The organism is Cellulosimicrobium sp. So1_17 (assembly GCF_055181235.1).
Map to the genome: position 1 here is coordinate 3,534,411 of NZ_CM143702.1, position 18,118 is coordinate 3,552,528.

An 18,118-nucleotide genomic window follows, 5' to 3' on the forward strand; every position below is an offset into this window, starting at 1 on the left:
TCCACCTACCCACCGCGGTCGGTCGGGTCTCGTCAGGCGACGACGAACACCAGGGCGGCGATCGCGAAGCCCATCACGCCGATGGCCGTCTCCATGACGGTCCAGGTCTTCAGCGTCGTCTTGACGTCCATGTCGAAGAAGCGGCCGACGAGCCAGAACCCGGAGTCGTTCACGTGGCTGAGCACCACCGACCCGGCGGCGACCGAGACGACGATCGCGGCGAGCTCGACCGGGTTGAAGGATCCCGCCTCGACCGCCGGGGCGATGAGGCCGGCCGCCGTCGTCAGCGCGACGGTCGCCGACCCCTGCGCCACACGCAGGATCGCGGCGATGAGGAACCCGGCGACGATCACGGGGAGGCCGAGGTCGCTGAGCACCTCCGCGAGCGCGTCGCCGATGCCGGTGGCGCGCAGCACGCCACCGAACATGCCGCCCGCGCCCGTGATGAGGATGACGGAGCAGACCGGCCCGAGCGCGGAGTCGAGGGTCTTCTCCAGCGCCGTCCCGGTCACGCCGCGGCGCTTGCCGAGGACCCAGGCCGCGACGAGCACGGTGATGAGCAGCGCGACGGGCGTCGCGCCGATGGCCCGCAGGGCGAGCACGCCGGGGTTCTCGCGGTCGACGGCGCCCGCGGCCCCCAGCGCGTCGAGGCCTGTGTTGGCGAAGATCAGGATGAGCGGCAGCAGGAGGATCGTGATGACCGTGCCGAACTTCGGCGGGTTCTCGAGCTGGTCCTCGTCGGCCTTGCCGAGGATCGCGGGGATCGGGAGGTCGATGCGCTTCCCGACGTAGCGGCCGAACAGGTAGCTCGTGACGTACCACGTGGGGATCGCGACGACGAGGCCGAGCAGGATGACGATGCCGATGTTCGCGCCGAGGAACTCGGTCGCGGCGACGGGGCCGGGGTGCGGCGGCACGTAGATGTGCATGACCGAGAAGGCACCCGCGACGGGGAGGCCGTAGAGCAGGAGCGACCCGCCGAGCTTGCGCCCGACCGAGAAGACGATCGGCAGCATCACGACGAGGCCGGCGTCGAAGAAGATCGGGAACCCGAAGATGAGGGACGCGAGCCCGAGCGCGAACGGTGCGCGCTTCTCGCCGAACTTGTCGATGAGGAAGTCGGCCATCACCTGGGCGCCGCCGCTCGTCTCGACGAGCCGGCCGAGCATCGCGCCGAGCCCGACGAGCAGGGCGACGGTGGCGAGCGTCGTGCCGAACCCTGCCGTGAGCACCTCGATGACGGACCCCGTGGGGATGCCGGCGACGAGCGCGGTGAGCAGGCTGACGACGATCAGGGCGAGGAACGCGTGGAGCTTGAGCTTGATGATGAGGAACAGCAGGAGCGCGATGGCGCCCGCGGCGATCGCGAGCAGCGGGCCCGCGGTCAGGGTCTGGGTCCAGTCCTCGGGGGGCATGGGTGTCTCCGTCGACGTCGTGGGGATGCGGTCAGGTAGGTCAGCGGGCCTCGGCGGTGCCGCGCAGGTGCGCTCGCGCGAGGATCTCCTCCACGAGCTGCTCGGGCGGCGCGGCGATGTCGAGCCGGAAGCCCCGCTCGTCGTCGGTCAGGGGCTCGAGCGTGGCGAGCTGTGACGGCAGGAGCGACGTCGGCATGAAGTGCCCGCTCCGGTGCTGCATGCGATCGGCCAGGAGCTCGGGCGACCCGTCGAGGTGCACGAAGCACACCTGGCCGCGCGCGGTGCGCAGCAGGTCGCGGTACGAGCGCCTGAGCGCGGAGCACGTCACGACGCCGGACCGGCCGGCGTCGGCCTCGCTGCTCAGCCAGTCGCGGATCGCCTCGAGCCACGGCCAGCGGTCCTCGTCGGTGAGCGGGGTGCCCGCGCTCATCTTGTCGATGTTGGCCTGCGGGTGGAATTGGTCGGCCTCGGCGTAGGTGATGCCGAGGTGGTCGCCGAGGAGCGTCGCGACCGTGGTCTTGCCCGAGCCGGCCACGCCCATGACGACGAGGTGCTCGGGTGCTGGTGCGGTGGAGCCGGGCGCCTGCGCCGGCGTGCCGGGAGCGTCTTCGCGTTCCGTGCTGTCCATGCGGATTCCTGTCCGGTCCGTTCGGACCGACGTCGACCGTCGACGTCGGTGTCGCGGCGCGGCCGTCGCGCCGTGCGTTCGAGGATGCATCATTGATCACACCATTGGCAAGTGATTGATCACACCAATGGTCACCACTAGGCTCGACGTCATGGCGACGACGGTCCTGCACACCACCGTGCTCGACTCTCTCGGGCGTCGCATCACCAGCGGCGACGTCGCCGCCGGCACGCCCCTCACGCTCGACGCGATCGGGACAGAGTTCGGCGTCTCGCGCACCGTCGCCCGCGAGGTCATGCGCCTCCTCGAAGGGCTCGGCCTCGTCCGCTCCGGGCGGCGCGTGGGCATCGTCGTGCTCGGCATGGACGCCTGGAACGTGCTCGACCCGCGCGTCATCCGCTGGCGGCTCGAGGGTCCCGGTCGTGACGCGCAGCTCCGCACGCTCACCGAGCTGCGCCACGCCGTCGAGCCGCTCGCCGCGGCGGGCGCCGCACGGAACGCGACGCAGGAGGTCCGCGACGAGCTCGTCGCGACCGCCGCGCGCATGCGGATGCTCGGCGAGGCGGGAGACCTCGAGGAGTTCCTCGCGCTCGACGTGCGCATGCACGAGCTCCTGCTCCGATCGAGCGGCAACGAGATGTTCGGGGCGCTCGCGGACGTCGTCGCCGCCGTGCTCTCCGGCCGGACGCACCTCGGGCTCATGCCCGCGTCGCCCGTCCCCGAGGCGCTCGACCAGCACGAGGCCGTCGCGCACGCCGTCGCGGAGGGCGACGCGGAGCGGGCCGAGGCGGCGATGGCGGCGCTGGTCGGCGAGGTGCGCAGCGCGCTCGGCGGCGTCTCGCCGTCCTCGTCACGCTGACCCTCCGAACCCGGGGTCGTGTCCACCCGGGCGGATCCGCGGCGCGCAACCCCGGATCGGCCGACGCTCACCCGGGAACGGCGAGGGGCCCGAGGGGGATGGGCGTTCCCGGCAGGCGGTCCCGTCAGCGCGCGTGGATCCGGACCTCCGCCGCCTTGACGACGAACCAGACGCTCTCGCCGGGCGCGAGGCGCAGCTCCGCCACCGCGCGCGGGGTGAGGTCGGCGGCGAGGCGCGGGGCGTCGTCGCGCACGACGGCGGACCGCTCGCCCGGCCGGAGGTCGTCCCGCTCGACCCGGCCCCACGCGCGCAGCAGCGGGCCGTGCGGCTCGACGCTCGTGACGACCACGCGCCACGCGTTGCGCGGGCTGCCCTCCGGCGTCGCGCGGTGGACCGCGACCGTCCGCGGCTCGAAGACGGCCACGGCCGCGGAGCCGACGGCGAGCGGCTCGCCCGCCGTCCCCAGCACCCCGGTCTCGGTGCCGCCGACCGACAGCGCCGCCTCGTGCTCGACGGCTTCGACGGCCTCGACGGCCTCGACGGTACTGAGGGCGGACCGCGTCGAGACCGGCACAGGTTCGGTGACGTCCGAGACCACTCCGGCGAGCAGGTTGACGCCCGCGAGCCTCGCCGCGAACCGGGACCGCGGACGCGTCAGCACCTCGGCGGCCGGGCCGTCCTCGACGACGCGGCCGTCCTCGAGCACGACGGCGCGGTCCGCCAGGAGCAGCACGTCCAGCAGGTCGTGGGTGACGAGCAGCGTCGTGCGCGGCCGGTCGCGCTGCGCGTCGTGCAGCACCGAGCGCACGCGCTGCGCGACCCCGACGTCGAGCGACGCGAGCGGCTCGTCCAGCAGGAGGACGCGCGGGTCCGTCGCGAGGGCGCGGGCGATCGAGACCCGCTGCGCCTGGCCGCCGGACAGCTCGGTCGCGCGGCGTCCCGCGAGGTCGTCGACGCCGACCCTTGCGAGGACGTCGAGCGCGGTGGCCCCGGCCGCCCCTCGTCCGGCACCGCGAGCCCTCGGGCCGAACGCGACGTTGCCGACGACCGAGAGGTGCTCGAACAGGAGCGGGCGCTGGCTGAGCCACGCGACGCGTCGGCCGCGCGGCGGCTCGCGCGTGACGTCGGCGCCGTCGACCGTGACGCGCGCGGACCGGGCCTCCGCGGGGGGCAGCAGCCCGGCGACCGCCTGGAGCAGCGTCGACTTGCCCGAGCCGTTCTCGCCGAGCACGGCGACGACCTCTCCGGGAGCGATCGTGAGGTCGACGTCGAGCCCTCGCCCCGGCACGACGGCCCGGACGGAGAGCGAGGCGGCCGGCTCCGCCGCACCCATGACCGCCTCGGCGACATCCGCCGGGGCCCGTCGCCCGACACGCGCCGAGGCCCGGCGACCGACGAGGGGTCGGGGTGGGGACGCGCGCCCGACCGTGGCGGGTCTGGCGGGAGCGTCGCGAGGAACGAGCGGCGCGGAAGGTAGGTCGGGCGCGCGTCCCCGCCTCGGCCCCGGACCTGAGCGGCCGGCACCCGCGCCGTCGAGCACGCGCGGACCGTGGACCCCGGCGGTGATCACCACCGCGACGACGACGAGCACGAACGACAGCGCGACCGCGGCGTCGGGGTCGGCGCTGCGCTGGAGGTAGATCTCGAGCGGCAGCGTCTGCGTCACGCCCTGGAGCGCGCCCGCGAACGTGATCGTCGCGCCGAACTCGCCGAGGGCCCGCGCGAACGCGAGGACGGAGCCGGACAGCAGCGCGGGCAGCACGCGGGGGAGCGTGACCCGGCGCAGCACGGTCGTCGGGCGTGCGCCGAGCGTCGCGGCGACGTCCTCGAACCGGGTGTCCTGGGTGCGCAGCGCGCCCTCGAGGCTGAGGACGAGGAACGGGAGCGCGACGAACGTCTGGGCCAGCACGACCGCCGTCGTCGTGAACGCGATCTCGATCCCGAGCACCTCGAGGTGCTGCCCGATCAGGCCACGCCGCCCGAACGTGGAGAGCAGCGCGATGCCGCCGACCACGGGCGGTAGCACGAGCGGGAGCAGGACCAGCGCGCGCGCGACCCGCTGCCCGGGGAACGTCGTGCGCGCGAGGACGAGCGCCATCGGCGTGCCGACGACGACGCAGCACGCCGTGGCGGCGAGCGACGTCCGCAGCGACAGCCAGAGCGCGTCGACCGCGGTCGGCGACGTGACGAGCGACCAGAGGCCCCCCGTCCCGTCCGCACCCGGCGCGAGGTCGACACGGGCGAGCATCGCCCCGAGCGGCACGACGACGAACAGCGCGCCGAGCACCGCCGGGACGAGCAGCCAGCGGGGGAGCGTGCGCATCAGCCGGTTCCTGGCACGGCGCGCCTCGTGGTCGTCACGGCGTGCCGAAGCCCGCCTCGGCGAGCGCGGCCCGGCCGGTCTCGCCGGTCACGAGGTCCACCCACGCCTGCGCGAGCTCCCGCTGCTCCGCCCCGGCGTCGGTCGCGGCCGCGACCACGGCGATCGGGTACGTGTTGAGCGCCGCGTCGGTCTCGGGCACGTCGACGACCTCGACGTCGTTCCCCGCGAGCGCCGCGTCCGTGACGTAGACGAGCCCGGCGTCTGCCTCGCCCGCCGTGACCTTGCCGAGCACGTCGGTGACGCTCGCCTCCTCGCTCACGCGGTGGATCGTCACGCCCGCGGCGTCGGCGACCGTCTCCGTCGCGCTCCCGCACGGCACCTCGGGCGCGCACACGACGACCTTGACGTCGTCGCGGGCGAGGTCGGCGAACGACCCGACGCCCGCCGGGTTGCCCGGAGGCGTGACGACCGTCAGCGTGTTCGTCGCGAACGCGACCGGGTCGTCCGCGTCGCCGGCCTCGACGACACGGTCCATGGACCGCTCGTCGGCGGACGCGAGGACGTCCGCAGGCGCACCCGCGAGGATCTGGTCACCCAGGTCCGACGATCCCGCGAACGAGAGCGTCACCGTCACGCCGTCGTGCTCCGCCTCGAAGTCCGTCGCGAGGTCGGTGAACACGTCACGCAGCGACGCCGCCGCGAGCACGGTGAGCGTGCGCTCCTGCGGTGCCCCGGCCTCCGCGTCCGCGCCGCACGCCGTGAGGCCCACCGCGAGCGCGAGCGAGCCCAGTGCGGCCGTGCCCCGGGCGGCTGCGCTCACGCGGCGCCACCAGGGGTCTCGACGATGACGGTCGTCGCCTTGACCACCGCGACGGCGAGACTCCCGGGCTCGAGCCGCAGCTCCCGGACGGCCTCCGTGCTCATGAGCGACACGACGCGCTGCCCGCCGCACAGCATCTCGACCTGCGACATGACCTGGTCGCTCACGACGCCCGTCACGATGCCCACGAACCGGTTGCGCGCCGAGCGCGCGACGCCCGACGGGTCCGGCGTCGGGTGCGACTGGGCGACGGCGAACCGTGCGAGCTCCGCGCCGTCGACCACCTTGCGCCCGGCGTCGTCGGCGCTCGCGGCGAGGTCCCCGGCGTCGACCCACCGGCGGACGGTGTCGTCGCTCACGCCGAGAAGACTCGCGGCCTGACTGATCCGAAAGTGCGGCATGAGAACGATCATAGATCCGCATGTGCGGGTTGTTGCGGACTCTTGGGCAGCGGTCGGTTCGCGGACGGTGCGCCGCCGGTGCTCGGGCTGTCCGCGCCGTCACCTCGTGCGGTCGGCCGTCCGTCTGAGGAGCGCGGCCTCTACGCCCTTCGCATCCGACGCCGCACCGCCCGCTCGGCCGTCGTCTCGCCGCGGTCCCGGTCGTGCACGACGCCGCTGCGTCCGCTCCTCCACCCTCTCGCCCTGGCGATCCGGCCGGGACGCGCCGTCGCCGTCGGCTCGCGACCTCACCGCGCCGGAAGCAGGCCTGCCACGAGTGCGTCGATCACGTCGTCGACCGGGATCTCCGGGTCGACCGGTGTCGTCAACCGGTCGAAGAGGAGCCCGTCGATCGCGTAGTGGAACAGGGCGATCTCCCTGCGCCCGCCGGGCAGGCCCGCCGACCGGTTGAACTCGACGTCGGCCTCGAACCCCGTGCGCAGCCACGGCCCGAGCACGGCGGCGAGCTCCGGCCGGCGCCCGGAGGCGAGCCGCAGCTCGAACAGGGCTCGGGTGACGTCGGGGTCGGCGGACAGCCGCCGCACGATGTCGCGGAGGTAGTCGGCGAACAGCGCGCGACTGGGCTGCTGTGCTGCTCGCCGGGCCAGGTCCTCCGGTGTCGGCGCGAGCCGGGCCCCGATGCGCTCGAACAGCCCGGCGACGAGCGCGTCACGGCTCCTGAAGTAGTTCGACGTCGTTCCCGTGGGAACCCCGGCCTCGTCGTCGATCGCTCGATGCGTCAGGCCGCGCGACCCCTCGCGTGCGAGCACGGCGATCCCCGCGTCCGCCAGTGCGCTGCGTCGTGCCGTGTTCTTCGCCATGCGCCGACGATAGCCCGACCACTGCACCTGTTGTAGTCTCCAACCACTGCACCTGTAGTTATTGGAGTCTCTGATGCGAGAAGTGACCTATTACGCCGCCGTCAGCCTCGACGGGTACATCGCCGGTCCGGGCGGTGAGTTCGACGCCTTCCTCGCCGAGGGCGACCACATGGGACCGATCTGGGCGCGGTACCGCGGCACCGCGCCGACGCGGCTGGCCGAGGCGGTCGGCCTCCCGGTCGACGACGGCCCGTTCGACACCGTTCTCATGGGATGGAACACCTACGCCGTCGGCCTTCCCGACCACCACCTGCCGAACCCGTACGAGCACCTGCGGCAGATCGTCTTCTCCCGCACGCACGAGGCACCTGCCGGGAGCGAGGGGGTGCACGTCACGGACTCGGACCCGGTGGAGACCGTCCGCGCGCTCAAGCAGGAGGACGGCAAGGGGATCTGGCTGTGCGGCGGGGGCGTTCTCGCCGCGGTGCTCGCCGACGAGATCGACCGGCTCGCGCTGAAGATCAACCCCGTCCTTCTCGGTGGGGGGATACCGCTCTTCGGCGCGCGGGACTACGCGCCGCAGCGGTGGGAGAACACCGCCACGCAGACCTTCGGGTCCGGCGTGACGCTCGCGGAGTACGCCCGGTCGTGAGGTCCGCACCCGTCGGGGGAGGACCTGAGGCCTGAGGGCGCGGCTGCTCCACGATCGGGGGGTGTGGCACCCTCGTCCCGTGAACGACACGACCACCCGGGGCGACGTGCGCGTCGCCGTCGAGGACCCGTCGGCGACCGACGTCCTCGCGCTGCTGCAGGAGCACCTCGACGACATGTTCGCGACGTCGCCGCCGGAGAGCGTGCACGCGCTCGACGTCGAGCGGCTGCGGGTCCCGGAGATCACGTTCGTCACGGCGCGCTCGAGCGAGGGAGCGCTGCTCGGCTGCGGCGCGCTCAAGGAGCACGCGGGCGGGCTCGGGGAGCTCAAGTCGATGCGCACGACGGCGGCCGCGCGCGGGCGAGGGGTCGCGACGACGGTGCTGGTGTTCCTGCTCGACGAGGCACGACGCCGCGGGATGGATCGGGTGAGCCTGGAGACCGGGGCGGAGGACTACTTCGCTCCGGCGCGTCGTCTCTACGCGCGGCACGGGTTCGTCGGGTCCCCGCCGTTCGCCGACTACACCGACGACCCGAACAGCGTGTTCATGACCCTGGGCCTCCAGCTCCGCTGACCGACGGCCACCACCGCCGAGAAGTGGGTTCCCGCCCCGAGCTCTGCTGATCCCGGGCCGGAAACCCACTTCTCGGCGGTGGTGGTGCTGTCGGCGTGCGGTGCGGTCATGCCTCGAGCTTCAGGCGTGCACCGAGGGCGACGGCCGCGACCACGGAGGCGCCTGCGACGAGCACGGCGTCCTTGAGGACGTACTGGCCCATGAGCGTCATGCCGTCGCCGAAGAGCTCGCCGAAGAACAGGAGCAGCGGGGACAGGATGCCGACCAGGGCGACGGCGAGCGCGAGCAGGCCGATCTTCAGGAAGCGGCCGGTGACGAGAGACAGGCCGATGAACGTCTCGAGCACGGCGGTGAAGAGCACCGCAGCGGTGCCGCCGACGAGCCCGAACGTGAGCGTCTCGACGGTGCGCGCGGCGATGGTCTCGGCAGGGCTGCCGCCCGGCACGAACTTCAGGACGCCGAAGCCGAGGAAGACCAGGCCGATCGCGACGCGCAGCGCCGGCACCGACCAGCGTGTGAGGAACCGCGCGGTCGCGGCGACGGCGGTGTCGACGTGCCCGGTGACCGTGGCGACGAGCTGACGCGTCGGCGGGGCGGCGGCCGGAGCGGCGGGACCGGCGGTGACCACCGGACGTGGTGCGGCGGCCGGGGTGGCGTGTGTCGGGGCCGGGTGGAACATGGTGAAGCCTCCTCCAGGTGGTGGGAGCAGCCGGTGTGGCCGCCTCTGGAAGGAGGGGAGCGCAGGACCCCGTGGGGCGTCCTCGCGCCGTTTTCACCCAGGCGGGTGGCGGAGTGCCGTCACCGCCGCTTCGGCGCGGAGGACGGGTCCCAGCCGGGGCGCGGCTCGCGCGACGTCGTCGACGCGTCGCGCGAGCGGTACACGACGTAGGGCCTGAACAGGTACGGGACCGGCGCCGAGAAGGCGTGCACGAGGCGCGTGAACGGCCAGACGGCGAACAGGAGCATCGCGGCGACGACGTGGACCTGGAACGCGGCGGGGACCCCGGCCATCAGCTCGGGCTGCGGCTGGAGGTACCAGAGCGAGCGGTACCAGGGGGAGATCGTCTCGCGGTAGTCGTAGCCGTGGCCGCCCGCCAGGATCTGGGTCTGCACGGTGGCCCACGCCCCCGAGAGGATGGATGCCCCGAGGAACACGTACATCCCCTTGTCCACGCGCGTCGTCGCGAGGAACACGGGGCCGGTGGTGCGGCGCCGGTAGATGAGGATGAGGAGTCCCGCGACGGCGACGACGGCCGCGACCGTTCCCATCGACGTCGCGATGAAGTGGTAGAACCCCTCGCTGATGCCGACGGCCTCGGTCCACGCCTTCGGCACGACGAGCCCCAGCAGGTGGCCCAGCACGACGAACAGCAGCCCGAAGTGGAACAGCGGCGAGCCGAGGCGCAGGAGCCTCTTCTCGTAGAGCTCGCTCGACCGGGTGGTCCAGCCGAACTTGTCGTAGCGGTACCGCCAGATCGACCCGACGACGAGCACCGCGAACGTCACGTACGGCAGCACGACCCAGAGCAGGACCTCGCCCGCGCTCACGCCGCTCATCGCCGTCCACCCCGTTCGTCCGTGTCCGTCGGCCCGAACGGCGCGAGCCCCTCGAGCCCGACCATCTCGCTCGGCGGGCCCGCCGTGACGAGCGCCTCGTAGCGGCGCTCGGCCGCCTCGTCGAGCGGCGGCAGCGTGAGGCACACGGCCTCGACGACCCCTGTCCACGGCGCTCCCGTGTCCGCGAGCGCCGCCCGCAGCACCTCGATCCCGTCGCGGTGCATGCCCAGGAGCCCGGCGGCGATGGTCGCGTCGTCGCCGGTCGTGCGGGCCGAGAACTCGAGCACGGTCGGCAGGTAGTCCGGCAGCTCCGGTCCGCCCGCGGACGTCCGGGCGGCGAGCTCCCAGCCGGCGGCGCGGTACGCCTCGACGAACCGGACGAGCGCGATCCCGCGCCGCCGGGTGTCCCCGGCGGCGTAGTACGAGAGGTACATCGAGCACTTGCGCTTGAGGTCGAACGTCGCGACGTAGAGCGCCTGGAGCTCGCGCAGCCCGCCGGGCCCGGGTCCGTCCGTACCGCGGGTGCCCGACGCCGCGTCGTCCAGCAGGTCGCAGAACCCGCCGAGCCGCTCGGCGACCGGGGCCGGCAGCCCGGGCAGCGCGGGCCGGACGGCGGCAGCGGCGGCGAGCACGTCGTCGTCGGGATAGGCGAGCAGGAGCGAGGCGGCCATGTGCGCGGTCCGGCGCTGGGCCGCCGTCGTGGGGACGGGGGCGACCGCCCGGGCGGCGTCGTCGGCGGTCCCGGCGCCGCGGCGTCGGGCCCCTGGGCGCAGGCGGGGCAGCGGGAGGAGCGAAGTCATCGCGCACCGCCCGTGGTGTCCAGGGGTCCGGGGCTCGGGGGCTCGCCCGACGACTCCACGCCGCCGGGAGCGTCGTGGCGCGCGTCCTGCCGTCCGCCGGGAAGCGTGCCGGGCGCACCGGGCGGGGTGCCGCCGCCCTGCCCGACCGCCGCCGCGTGACCCGTCTCCATCTCGGGCGGGAACAGCCCGGCGGGCCGCCCCCTGCCGTCCCAGTTGAGCAGGTTCACGCGCGACGTGGTCGACGGCTCGTGCGGCGAGTCCGCCGTCTGGCGGGCCTGGAGCACGTGGAAGTTCTCGACGGCGACGGGCATCGGCTGCCCGGAGGACGACCCGAACGGTCCACCGCCACCCATGGTCGTCCCGCCGTACCCGCCCATGCCCGGGCCGCCGTCGACGTCGAGCGAGCACGCCATCTCGTCGAGCTCGCGCGCGATCTCCGTGTGCGCGGTGGGGATGACGTAGCGCTCCTCGTACTTCGCGATCGCCAGGAGCCGGTACATCTCCTGCACCTCGCGTCCCGTCATCCCGACCGCGGTCGCGTTCTCCTCGGGGAACGCGTTGCCGAGGTTGACCTCGCGCATCGACGAGCGCATCGCCGCGAGGCGTCGCAGCACCTTCTCCACAGGTGCCGTGTCGCCCGCGGTGAACAGCCCGGCGAGGTACTCGAGCGGGATGCGCAGCTGCGAGATCGCGGCGAAGAGCGTGCGCCCGTCCTCGCCGTCGTTGCCGGACGCCGTGACGGTGTCGACGACGGGGGACAGCGGCGGGATGTACCAGACCATCGGGAGCGTGCGGTACTCGGGGTGCAGCGGCAGCGCGACCTCGTACTCGGAGATGAGCTTCCAGATCGGCGACGCCTGCGCCGCGGTGATCCAGTCGTCGGGGATGCCCTCGCGACGGGCCGCGGCGACGACCTCGGGGTCGTGCGGGTCGAGCAGGATCGAGCGCTGCGCGGCGAGCAGGTCGTGCTCGTCCTCGGCGGCCGCGGCGGTCGAGACGCGGTCGGCGTCGTAGAGCACGAGACCGAGGTAGCGCAGGCGGCCCACGCACGTCTCGGAGCACACCGTCGGCAGCCCCACCTCGAGCCGCGGGTAGCACAGCGTGCACTTCTCGGCCTTGCCGGTCTTGTGGTTGAAGTAGACCTTCTTGTACGGGCATCCGGTCACGCACATGCGCCAGCCGCGGCACTGGTCCTGGTCGACGAGCACGATGCCGTCCTCGGCCCGCTTGTACATCGCGCCGGACGGGCACGACGCCACGCACGCCGGGTTGAGGCAGTGCTCGCAGATGCGCGGCAGGTAGAACATGAACGTCTTCTCGAGCTCTTCGGCGACGTGCTCGCTCATGTGCTGGAGCACGGGGTCCTGCTGCATGGTCGCCGTGGAGCCCCCGAGGTCGTCGTCCCAGTTCGCCGACCACGAGATCTGCATGTTCTCGCCCGTGAGCAACGACTTGGGGCGCGCGACGGGTGTGTGCTTGCCCTGCGGCGCCGAGAGGAGCATGTCGTACTCGTAGGTCCACGGCTCGTAGTAGTCGTGGATCGACGGCAGCTTCGGGTTCGAGAAGATCGTCGCGAGCTTCTTGAGCCGCCCGCCGGCGCGCAGCTTGAGCTTCCCGCTCCTCGTGCGGACCCAGCCGCCCTCCCACTTCTCCTGGTCCTGGTACGTCCGCGGGTAGCCCAGCCCCGGGCGCGTCTCGACGTTGTTGAACCACACGTACTCCACGCCCGTGCGGTTCGTCCACGCCTGCTTGCACGTCACCGAGCACGTGTGGCACCCGATGCACTTGTCGAGGTTCATGACCATCGACATCTGCGCCATGACTCTCACGCCGTCACCCCCTCGCGCCGGTCGATACGGTCACGTTCCGCTCCGGACTCGTCCCTCGCCCTGCGCGTCACCGTTCCACCGACCTTCACTGGTACCGGACCTCCTGCGAGCGCCGCCGGATCACCGTCATCTCGTCCCGCTGGTTGCCCGTCGGGCCGAGGTAGTTGAACGCGTACGACAGCTGCGCGTACCCGCCCGCGAGGTGCGTCGGCTTGAGGAGGATCCGCGTCAGCGAGTTGTGGATGCCGCCGCGCAGCCCCGACGTCTCCGCGAGGGGCACGTCGATCGTCCGGTCGGTCGCGTGGTGCATGTAGACCGTGCCCTCGGGCATGCGGTGGCTCACGACCGCGCGTGCCACGACGACGCCGTTGCGGTTGTACGCCTCGATCCACTCGTTGTCCGCGACGCCGATCTTCGCCGCGTCGGCGGGGCTCATCCACACGTTCGGCCCGCCGCGCGACAGCGACAGCATGAAGAGGTTGTCCTGGTACTCCGAGTGGATCGACCACTTGTTGTGCGGGGTGAGGTACCGGACCGCGACCTCGGCGTGCCCGTCCGAGCCCGGGTAGCCCGACGGCGACGTGTCGCCCACCACGGGCGAGTCGCCGAACAGGCGGTGCATGTCGAGCGGCGGCCGGAACACCGGCAGGTGCTCGCCCAGCTCGATCATCCAGTCGTGGTCGAGGTAGAAGTGCTGCCGACCGGTGAGCGTGTGCCACGGCTTGAGCCGCTCGACGTTGACGACGAACGCCGAGTACCGGCGCCCGCCGTGCTCCGAGCCGGACCACTCGGGAGAGGTGACGACCGGCGTCGGGCGCGACTGCACGTCCGGGAACGTGATCCGCACGCCCTCCTCCTCGCGGGCCAGGTCCGCGAGCGGCCTCCCCGTGCGCTTCTCGAGGTTCTCGAACCCCTGCACCGCGAGCCGGCCGTTCGTCGTCCCGGACAGGGCGAGGATCATCTCGCACGCGTGCGTGTCCTTGTCGAGGCGCGGGCGCCCGGCGGCCGGTCCGTCCTGGACGACGCCGTTGCTCCGGCCCAGGCGGCGCACCTCCTCGTCCGGCATGAACGCGACGCCCTTCGTCGCCATCCCGGCGGTGTCGGTGAGCGGTCCGAGCGCCGCCATGCGCGCCGCGAACGCGGGGTAGTCGCGTTCCACGACGACGAGCTTCGGCATGGTGCGGCCCGGCACGAGCTCACGCTCCGTCATGGGGGCGCCGGAGTCGGGGAGCGCGCCGTGCGGCACCGCCATCTCGTCGGGGGTGTCGTGCTGCAGCGGCACGGCGACGAGGTCCTCGCGCACCCCGAGGTGCGTCACCGCCATCTCGGAGACCTTCGCCGCGATCGTGTGGAACGTCGCGAAGTCCGTGCGCGTCTGCCACGGCGGGTCGACCGCCGGGTTGAACGAGTGCACGAACGGGTGCATGTCCGTCGACGACAGGTCGTGCTTCTCGTACCAGGTCGCGGCCGGCAGCACGACGTCGCTGAACAGCGTCGTCGACGTCATGCGGAAGTCCATCGTCACGAGCAGGTCGAGCTTGCCCTGAGGCGCCTCGTCGCGCCACGTCATGGTCTGCGGCCGCCGGTCGGGCCCCGACTCCGACGCGTTCACCGCCGCGTCCGTGCCCAGCAGGTGCTTGAGGAAGTACTCGTTGCCCTTGCCCGACGACCCGAGGATGTTCGCGCGCCACACCGTCACGACGCGCGGGAAGTTCTCCGACGCGTCCGGGTCCTCGCACGCGAACCGCAGGTTCCCCGACCTCAGCTCGTCGACGACGTGCTGCGCGGGCTCCTTGCCCGCCGCGCGCGCCTCGTCCACCAGGTCGAGCGGGTTGCGGTCGAACGTCGGGTAGCTCGGCATCCACCCGCGCTGCGCCGACTCGACGAGCGTGTCGGCCGTCGTGCGCCCGGCGAACTGCCCCTGCGCGAGCGGCGACGCCAGGGCGTCCGCCGGCAGCCCGTCGTAGCGCCACTGGTCCGTCGCGAGGTACCAGAACGCCGTCCCGATCATCTGCCGCGGCGGGCGCACCCAGTCCAGCCCGCCCGCGTACTGCGCCCAGCCCGTGACCGGGCGGCACTTCTCCTGCCCCACGTAGTGCGCCCAGCCGCCGCCGTTCACGCCCTGGCAGCCCGTGAGCGTCGTCAGCGCCAGCATCGCGCGGTAGATCGTGTCCGAGTGGAACCAGTGGTTCGCGCCCGCGCCCATGATGATCATCGAGCGCCCGCCCGAGTCGAGCGCGTTCTGCGCGAACTCCCGGCCGATGCGCTCCGCGGCCGGCGCGGGCACCCCCGTGAACTGCTCCTGCCACGCCGGCGTGCCCGGCGTCGCGGGGTCGTCGTAGCCCGTCGGCCACTCGCCCGGCAGGCCGAGCTCCGGCCGGTCGACGCCGTACTGCGCGAGCATGAGGTCCAGGACCGTCGTCACCACGTGGTCCCCGACGCGGCGCACCGGCACACCGCGCACGACGACGCCGGAGCCGCCCGTGTGGGCGGAGGCGTCGTCGCCCGGCGTCGGGTCGAGGTCGAACCGCGGGAGCGCGACCTGGACCGTCTCGTAGGTGTCCGGGGCGCTGTGGCCGGGTCCGGCGGGGGCGGGGGCGGGGGCGGCGTCGGGGCTCGGGCTACCCTCCGCGCCGCTCGTCCCTCGCGTCGCTCCCGCCAGGCCCGCCACGCCCTTCGCCTCCGACGCCGCCCCCGTCCCCGCCTCCGCGGCCGTCTCGCCTTCGTGCGCTGCCGAGGTAGTACCGCGGTCCGCTGAGGTAGTACCGCGGTCTGGCGAGGTAGTACCGCCGTCGGTCGAGCCGCGGGTCGGGGCGCCGCCCGGGGCGCCGAAGAAGGCGCCGTGCGGGTCGGCGACGGAGAGGAGCGGGTCGATGTCGCCCAGGTCGAGGTTCCAGCGGCCCGCGTCGGCGTCGCCGTAGCGGTGGCCGAGGGAGCCGTTCGGGATCCGGGGCGTGCCGTCGGCGTCGAGGACCACCGTCTTGAACGCCGCGTTCGCGGGCGGGGAGCCGTCGGGCGCGGGCGCAGCGGCGGCCGCGGCGAGCATCTGGTCGGGCAGGTCCGCGGCGGTGAGGAACTTGGCCGGGAGGTACGTGCCGTCGTCGCGCTGCTCGAGGCGCACGAGGTGCGGGAGGTCCGTGAAGCGGGCGCCGTACTGCGCGAACTCGGGCGTGCGGCGTCGGGCGTAGTGCTCGGTGAGGATCACGTGGCCCATGGCCTGGGCGAGGGCGCCGTCCGTGCCCGGCTGCGGGGCGAGCCACTCGTCGGCGAACTTCGTGTTGTCCGCGTAGTCCGGCGAGACGACCACGACCTTCTGGCCGCGGTAGCGCGCCTCGGCCATGAAGTGGGCGTCGGGCGTGCGGGTCACGGGGACGTTCGAGCCCCACATGATGCAGTAGGTCGAGTTCCACCAGTCGGCGGACTCCGGGACGTCGGTCTGGTCACCGAAGACCTGGGGCGACGCGACCGGGAGGTCGGCGTACCAGTCGTAGAACGAGAGCATCGTGCCGCCGAGCATCTGCACGAACCGCGCGCCGACGCCGTGCGACACCATCGACATCGCGGGGATCGGGGAGAACCCGGCGACGCGGTCGGGGCCCCACCGCTTGATCGTGTGCACGTGCGCCGCCGCGACGATCTCCGCCGCCTCGTCCCACGACGCGCGCACGAGCCCGCCCTTGCCGCGCGCCGCCTTGTAGGCGCGCGAGGCGTCCGGGTCGGACGTGAGGAACTCCCACGCGAGCACCGGGTCGCCCCCGACGGTCGCCTTCGCCCGCCGGTACAGGTCGAGCAGGACGCCACGCACGTACGGGTAGCGGACCCGCGTGGGGGAGTAGGTGTACCAGGAGAACGCGGCGCCGCGCGGGCACCCCCGTGGCTCGTACTCCGGCGAGTCCGGGCCCACCGAGGGGTAGTCCGTCTGCTGCGTCTCCCACGTGATGATGCCGTCCTTGACGTACACCTTCCACGAGCACGACCCCGTGCAGTTCACGCCGTGCGTCGAGCGCACGACCTTGTCGTGCGACCACCGGTCCCGGTAGAAGACGTCGCCCTCGCGACCGCCGCGCAGGAAGACCTGGCGGAGGTCGGCGGACACCTCGCCGCGGCGCAGGTGCTTGCCCAGGCGGAGCAGGGCGTCCTCGACGGCGTTGTCGGGCACGGTGGACTGCGACATGCGGCCTCCTGGGCGAGCAGGGTGGGCGTGGTCGGTCGTCGTCCACTATGCCGAGGAACGTCGGGGACCGCGCGGCGAGCGCGCGGTCCCCGACGTGCCGGCTCCTACGGGTGGTCAGCCGCAGTCGGCCGCCGCGAACGGGGTCTCGACGACGACCGGTTCGCCGTCGTCCCCGACGACGGTGAGGGACACGGAGCCCGCCGCGACCGACGCCGCCCGGGTGCTGAACGACTGGTAGGCGCTGCGCTGCGGCGCGACGTCCGTGAACGTGCGCTCCCCGGTGGGCGTCGCGAGGGTCACGTCGACCGGGGTGTCCCCGACGTTCTCCGCACGGACGGCGACGTACGCCGTCCCTGCGAGGCAGCGGACGTCGGCCTGCGTCGTCACGGGCGGCAGCTCGCGCACCCGGATGTCGCGGTACGACACCACGTCCGGAGCGGAGCCGTGCGCCTGCACCCCCACGTACCCGACGAGGCCGCGGCTGCTCGAGTCCGGGTCGAGCGGCCGGCCCGGGAAGGGGACGCCGGGCAGGTTCTCGTACTCGTTGATCACGACGCCGTTGCGGATCACCGTGTAGTGCTGCCCGACGACGCGCACCTCCAGCTCGTTCCACGTCCCCTTGGGCGTGGGCATGGCCCGGTCGAGCCCGATGTCGGCGAAGCCGTAGATCGACCCCGTCTTGCGCGGGTCGTTCGACCCGCCCTCGGGCGAGTCGTTCACCTGGATCTCGTGGCCGCAGTTCACCGCGATCCACGACAGGTTGCCGGTCTCGCTCCCGTTGAAGGTCGTCGGGCAGCCTTCGACGGGCCCGTCCAGGGCGGGGAAGCGGACCTGCACGCCGCTGTTCCCGCGCAGGTCGCCCGGGGCGTCGTCGCGGAACTCGAGCGTCAGGGAGAAGTCGCCGTACTGGCGGACCGGGTACCAGAGCGTGCCGAAACCGCCGTCCTCGCCGACCCGGCTGCGCATCGTGCCGTCGTCGAGCAGGTCGAACCCGCCGTCGCCGGCGTACTCCCACGCGTCGAACGACTCCTGCGTCCCGTCGAAGATCACCTCGTAGCCGTCGTCGGCAGCCTGGGGGGTGACGACCGGGGCGGCGGAGGCAGGCGTCGCGAGGGCGAACGCCACGACGACCGCGGTGCCGCCGGCGAGCCGGGCAGCGTGCCCGGCTCCCCACCGGGGCGCGCGGCGGGAGGTCACGGACCGGGAGGTGCTCATCGGAACTCCTT

The 18,118-nt window shown here is 73.2% G+C and carries 15 protein-coding genes; 3 read left to right on the forward strand and 12 right to left on the reverse strand.

Annotation, left to right across the window (positions count from 1 at the left end):
• Positions 1 to 32 precede the first annotated feature (32 nt).
• Positions 33 to 1,415, reverse strand: a complete 1,383-nt coding sequence (locus ACZCLJ_RS15520) for a GntP family permease (RefSeq protein WP_251149841.1) — start codon at positions 1,413 to 1,415, stop codon at positions 33 to 35.
• Between the two features lie 40 nt (positions 1,416 to 1,455).
• Positions 1,456 to 2,043, reverse strand: coding sequence for a gluconokinase (locus ACZCLJ_RS15525; RefSeq protein ID WP_463104392.1), 588 nt, complete (start codon positions 2,041 to 2,043; stop codon positions 1,456 to 1,458).
• A gap of 151 nt (positions 2,044 to 2,194) precedes the next feature.
• Between ACZCLJ_RS15525 and ACZCLJ_RS15530 the strand changes: the two genes are divergently transcribed.
• A complete protein-coding gene (locus ACZCLJ_RS15530) occupies positions 2,195 to 2,902 on the forward strand; it encodes a FadR/GntR family transcriptional regulator (RefSeq protein ID WP_463104393.1) in 708 nt (235 codons plus the stop codon).
• Positions 2,903 to 3,026: 124 nt separating this feature from the next.
• Here the strand turns inward: ACZCLJ_RS15530 and ACZCLJ_RS15535 are convergent, their stop codons facing one another.
• The 4 genes from ACZCLJ_RS15535 to ACZCLJ_RS15550 all read right to left on the reverse strand — a co-directional run bounded on the left by ACZCLJ_RS15535 (position 3,027) and on the right by ACZCLJ_RS15550 (position 7,306).
• The gene (locus tag ACZCLJ_RS15535; RefSeq protein WP_463104394.1) at positions 3,027 to 5,225 is read right to left on the reverse strand and encodes an ABC transporter permease; all 2,199 of its coding nucleotides are present in this window, start codon (positions 5,223 to 5,225) and stop codon (positions 3,027 to 3,029) included.
• A 34-nt stretch (positions 5,226 to 5,259) separates the two neighbouring features.
• Complete coding sequence (modA, locus tag ACZCLJ_RS15540) at positions 5,260 to 6,045, reverse strand: molybdate ABC transporter substrate-binding protein (protein ID WP_463104395.1); 786 nt, start codon at positions 6,043 to 6,045, stop codon at positions 5,260 to 5,262.
• Entirely contained in the window at positions 6,042 to 6,446 is a 405-nt protein-coding gene (locus tag ACZCLJ_RS15545; protein ID WP_463104396.1) for a TOBE domain-containing protein, read from the reverse strand. Before ACZCLJ_RS15545 ends, modA begins: the two co-directional genes overlap by 4 nt.
• A gap of 287 nt (positions 6,447 to 6,733) precedes the next feature.
• Positions 6,734 to 7,306, reverse strand: a complete 573-nt coding sequence (locus ACZCLJ_RS15550; protein ID WP_463104397.1) for a TetR/AcrR family transcriptional regulator — start codon at positions 7,304 to 7,306, stop codon at positions 6,734 to 6,736.
• Positions 7,307 to 7,379: 73 nt separating this feature from the next.
• Here ACZCLJ_RS15550 and ACZCLJ_RS15555 point away from each other — a divergent pair, with 73 nt between their 5' ends.
• Together ACZCLJ_RS15555 and ACZCLJ_RS15560 are read left to right on the forward strand one after the other, a co-directional pair.
• Positions 7,380 to 7,958: a dihydrofolate reductase family protein gene (locus tag ACZCLJ_RS15555; protein WP_463104398.1), complete on the forward strand. Its 579-nt coding sequence runs from the start codon at positions 7,380 to 7,382 to the stop codon at positions 7,956 to 7,958.
• Positions 7,959 to 8,037: 79 nt separating this feature from the next.
• A complete protein-coding gene (locus tag ACZCLJ_RS15560; RefSeq protein ID WP_463104399.1) occupies positions 8,038 to 8,532 on the forward strand; it encodes a GNAT family N-acetyltransferase in 495 nt (164 codons plus the stop codon).
• Positions 8,533 to 8,638: 106 nt separating this feature from the next.
• Here ACZCLJ_RS15560 and ACZCLJ_RS15565 read toward each other — a convergent pair whose 3' ends face one another.
• The 6 genes from ACZCLJ_RS15565 to ACZCLJ_RS15590 all read right to left on the reverse strand — a co-directional run bounded on the left by ACZCLJ_RS15565 (position 8,639) and on the right by ACZCLJ_RS15590 (position 18,107).
• Entirely contained in the window at positions 8,639 to 9,211 is a 573-nt protein-coding gene (locus ACZCLJ_RS15565; RefSeq protein WP_463104400.1) for a DoxX family protein, read from the reverse strand.
• A gap of 119 nt (positions 9,212 to 9,330) precedes the next feature.
• Positions 9,331 to 10,089: a respiratory nitrate reductase subunit gamma gene (narI, locus tag ACZCLJ_RS15570; protein ID WP_463104401.1), complete on the reverse strand. Its 759-nt coding sequence runs from the start codon at positions 10,087 to 10,089 to the stop codon at positions 9,331 to 9,333.
• The gene (narJ, locus tag ACZCLJ_RS15575) at positions 10,086 to 10,889 is read right to left on the reverse strand and encodes a nitrate reductase molybdenum cofactor assembly chaperone (protein WP_463104402.1); all 804 of its coding nucleotides are present in this window, start codon (positions 10,887 to 10,889) and stop codon (positions 10,086 to 10,088) included. The genes narI and narJ overlap by 4 nt, the downstream gene beginning before the upstream one ends.
• A complete protein-coding gene (gene narH / locus ACZCLJ_RS15580; protein ID WP_463104403.1) occupies positions 10,886 to 12,718 on the reverse strand; it encodes a nitrate reductase subunit beta in 1,833 nt (610 codons plus the stop codon). The genes narJ and narH overlap by 4 nt, the downstream gene beginning before the upstream one ends.
• An 85-nt stretch (positions 12,719 to 12,803) precedes the next feature.
• Positions 12,804 to 16,892, reverse strand: a complete 4,089-nt coding sequence (locus ACZCLJ_RS15585) for a nitrate reductase subunit alpha (protein ID WP_463104404.1) — start codon at positions 16,890 to 16,892, stop codon at positions 12,804 to 12,806.
• A gap of 114 nt (positions 16,893 to 17,006) precedes the next feature.
• Entirely contained in the window at positions 17,007 to 18,107 is a 1,101-nt protein-coding gene (locus ACZCLJ_RS15590; RefSeq protein WP_463104405.1) for a 3-keto-disaccharide hydrolase, read from the reverse strand.
• Positions 18,108 to 18,118: the final 11 nt, after the last annotated feature.

What these genes read in the sequence shown, in the direction of transcription:
- ACZCLJ_RS15520 (WP_251149841.1), bottom strand. Translation starts at nt 1,415, where the DNA reads ATGCCCCCCGAGGACTGGACCCAGACCCTGACCGCGGGCCCGCTGCTC.
- ACZCLJ_RS15525 (WP_463104392.1), bottom strand. Translation starts at nt 2,043, where the DNA reads ATGGACAGCACGGAACGCGAAGACGCTCCCGGCACGCCGGCGCAGGCG.
- ACZCLJ_RS15530 (WP_463104393.1), top strand. Translation starts at nt 2,195, where the DNA reads ATGGCGACGACGGTCCTGCACACCACCGTGCTCGACTCTCTCGGGCGT.
- ACZCLJ_RS15535 (WP_463104394.1), bottom strand. Translation starts at nt 5,225, where the DNA reads ATGCGCACGCTCCCCCGCTGGCTGCTCGTCCCGGCGGTGCTCGGCGCG.
- ACZCLJ_RS15545 (WP_463104396.1), bottom strand. Translation starts at nt 6,446, where the DNA reads ATGCCGCACTTTCGGATCAGTCAGGCCGCGAGTCTTCTCGGCGTGAGC.
- ACZCLJ_RS15550 (WP_463104397.1), bottom strand. Translation starts at nt 7,306, where the DNA reads ATGGCGAAGAACACGGCACGACGCAGCGCACTGGCGGACGCGGGGATC.
- ACZCLJ_RS15555 (WP_463104398.1), top strand. Translation starts at nt 7,380, where the DNA reads ATGCGAGAAGTGACCTATTACGCCGCCGTCAGCCTCGACGGGTACATC.
- ACZCLJ_RS15565 (WP_463104400.1), bottom strand. Translation starts at nt 9,211, where the DNA reads ATGTTCCACCCGGCCCCGACACACGCCACCCCGGCCGCCGCACCACGT.
- narI (WP_463104401.1), bottom strand. Translation starts at nt 10,089, where the DNA reads ATGAGCGGCGTGAGCGCGGGCGAGGTCCTGCTCTGGGTCGTGCTGCCG.
- narJ (WP_463104402.1), bottom strand. Translation starts at nt 10,889, where the DNA reads ATGACTTCGCTCCTCCCGCTGCCCCGCCTGCGCCCAGGGGCCCGACGC.
- ACZCLJ_RS15585 (WP_463104404.1), bottom strand. Translation starts at nt 16,892, where the DNA reads ATGTCGCAGTCCACCGTGCCCGACAACGCCGTCGAGGACGCCCTGCTC.
- ACZCLJ_RS15590 (WP_463104405.1), bottom strand. Translation starts at nt 18,107, where the DNA reads ATGAGCACCTCCCGGTCCGTGACCTCCCGCCGCGCGCCCCGGTGGGGA.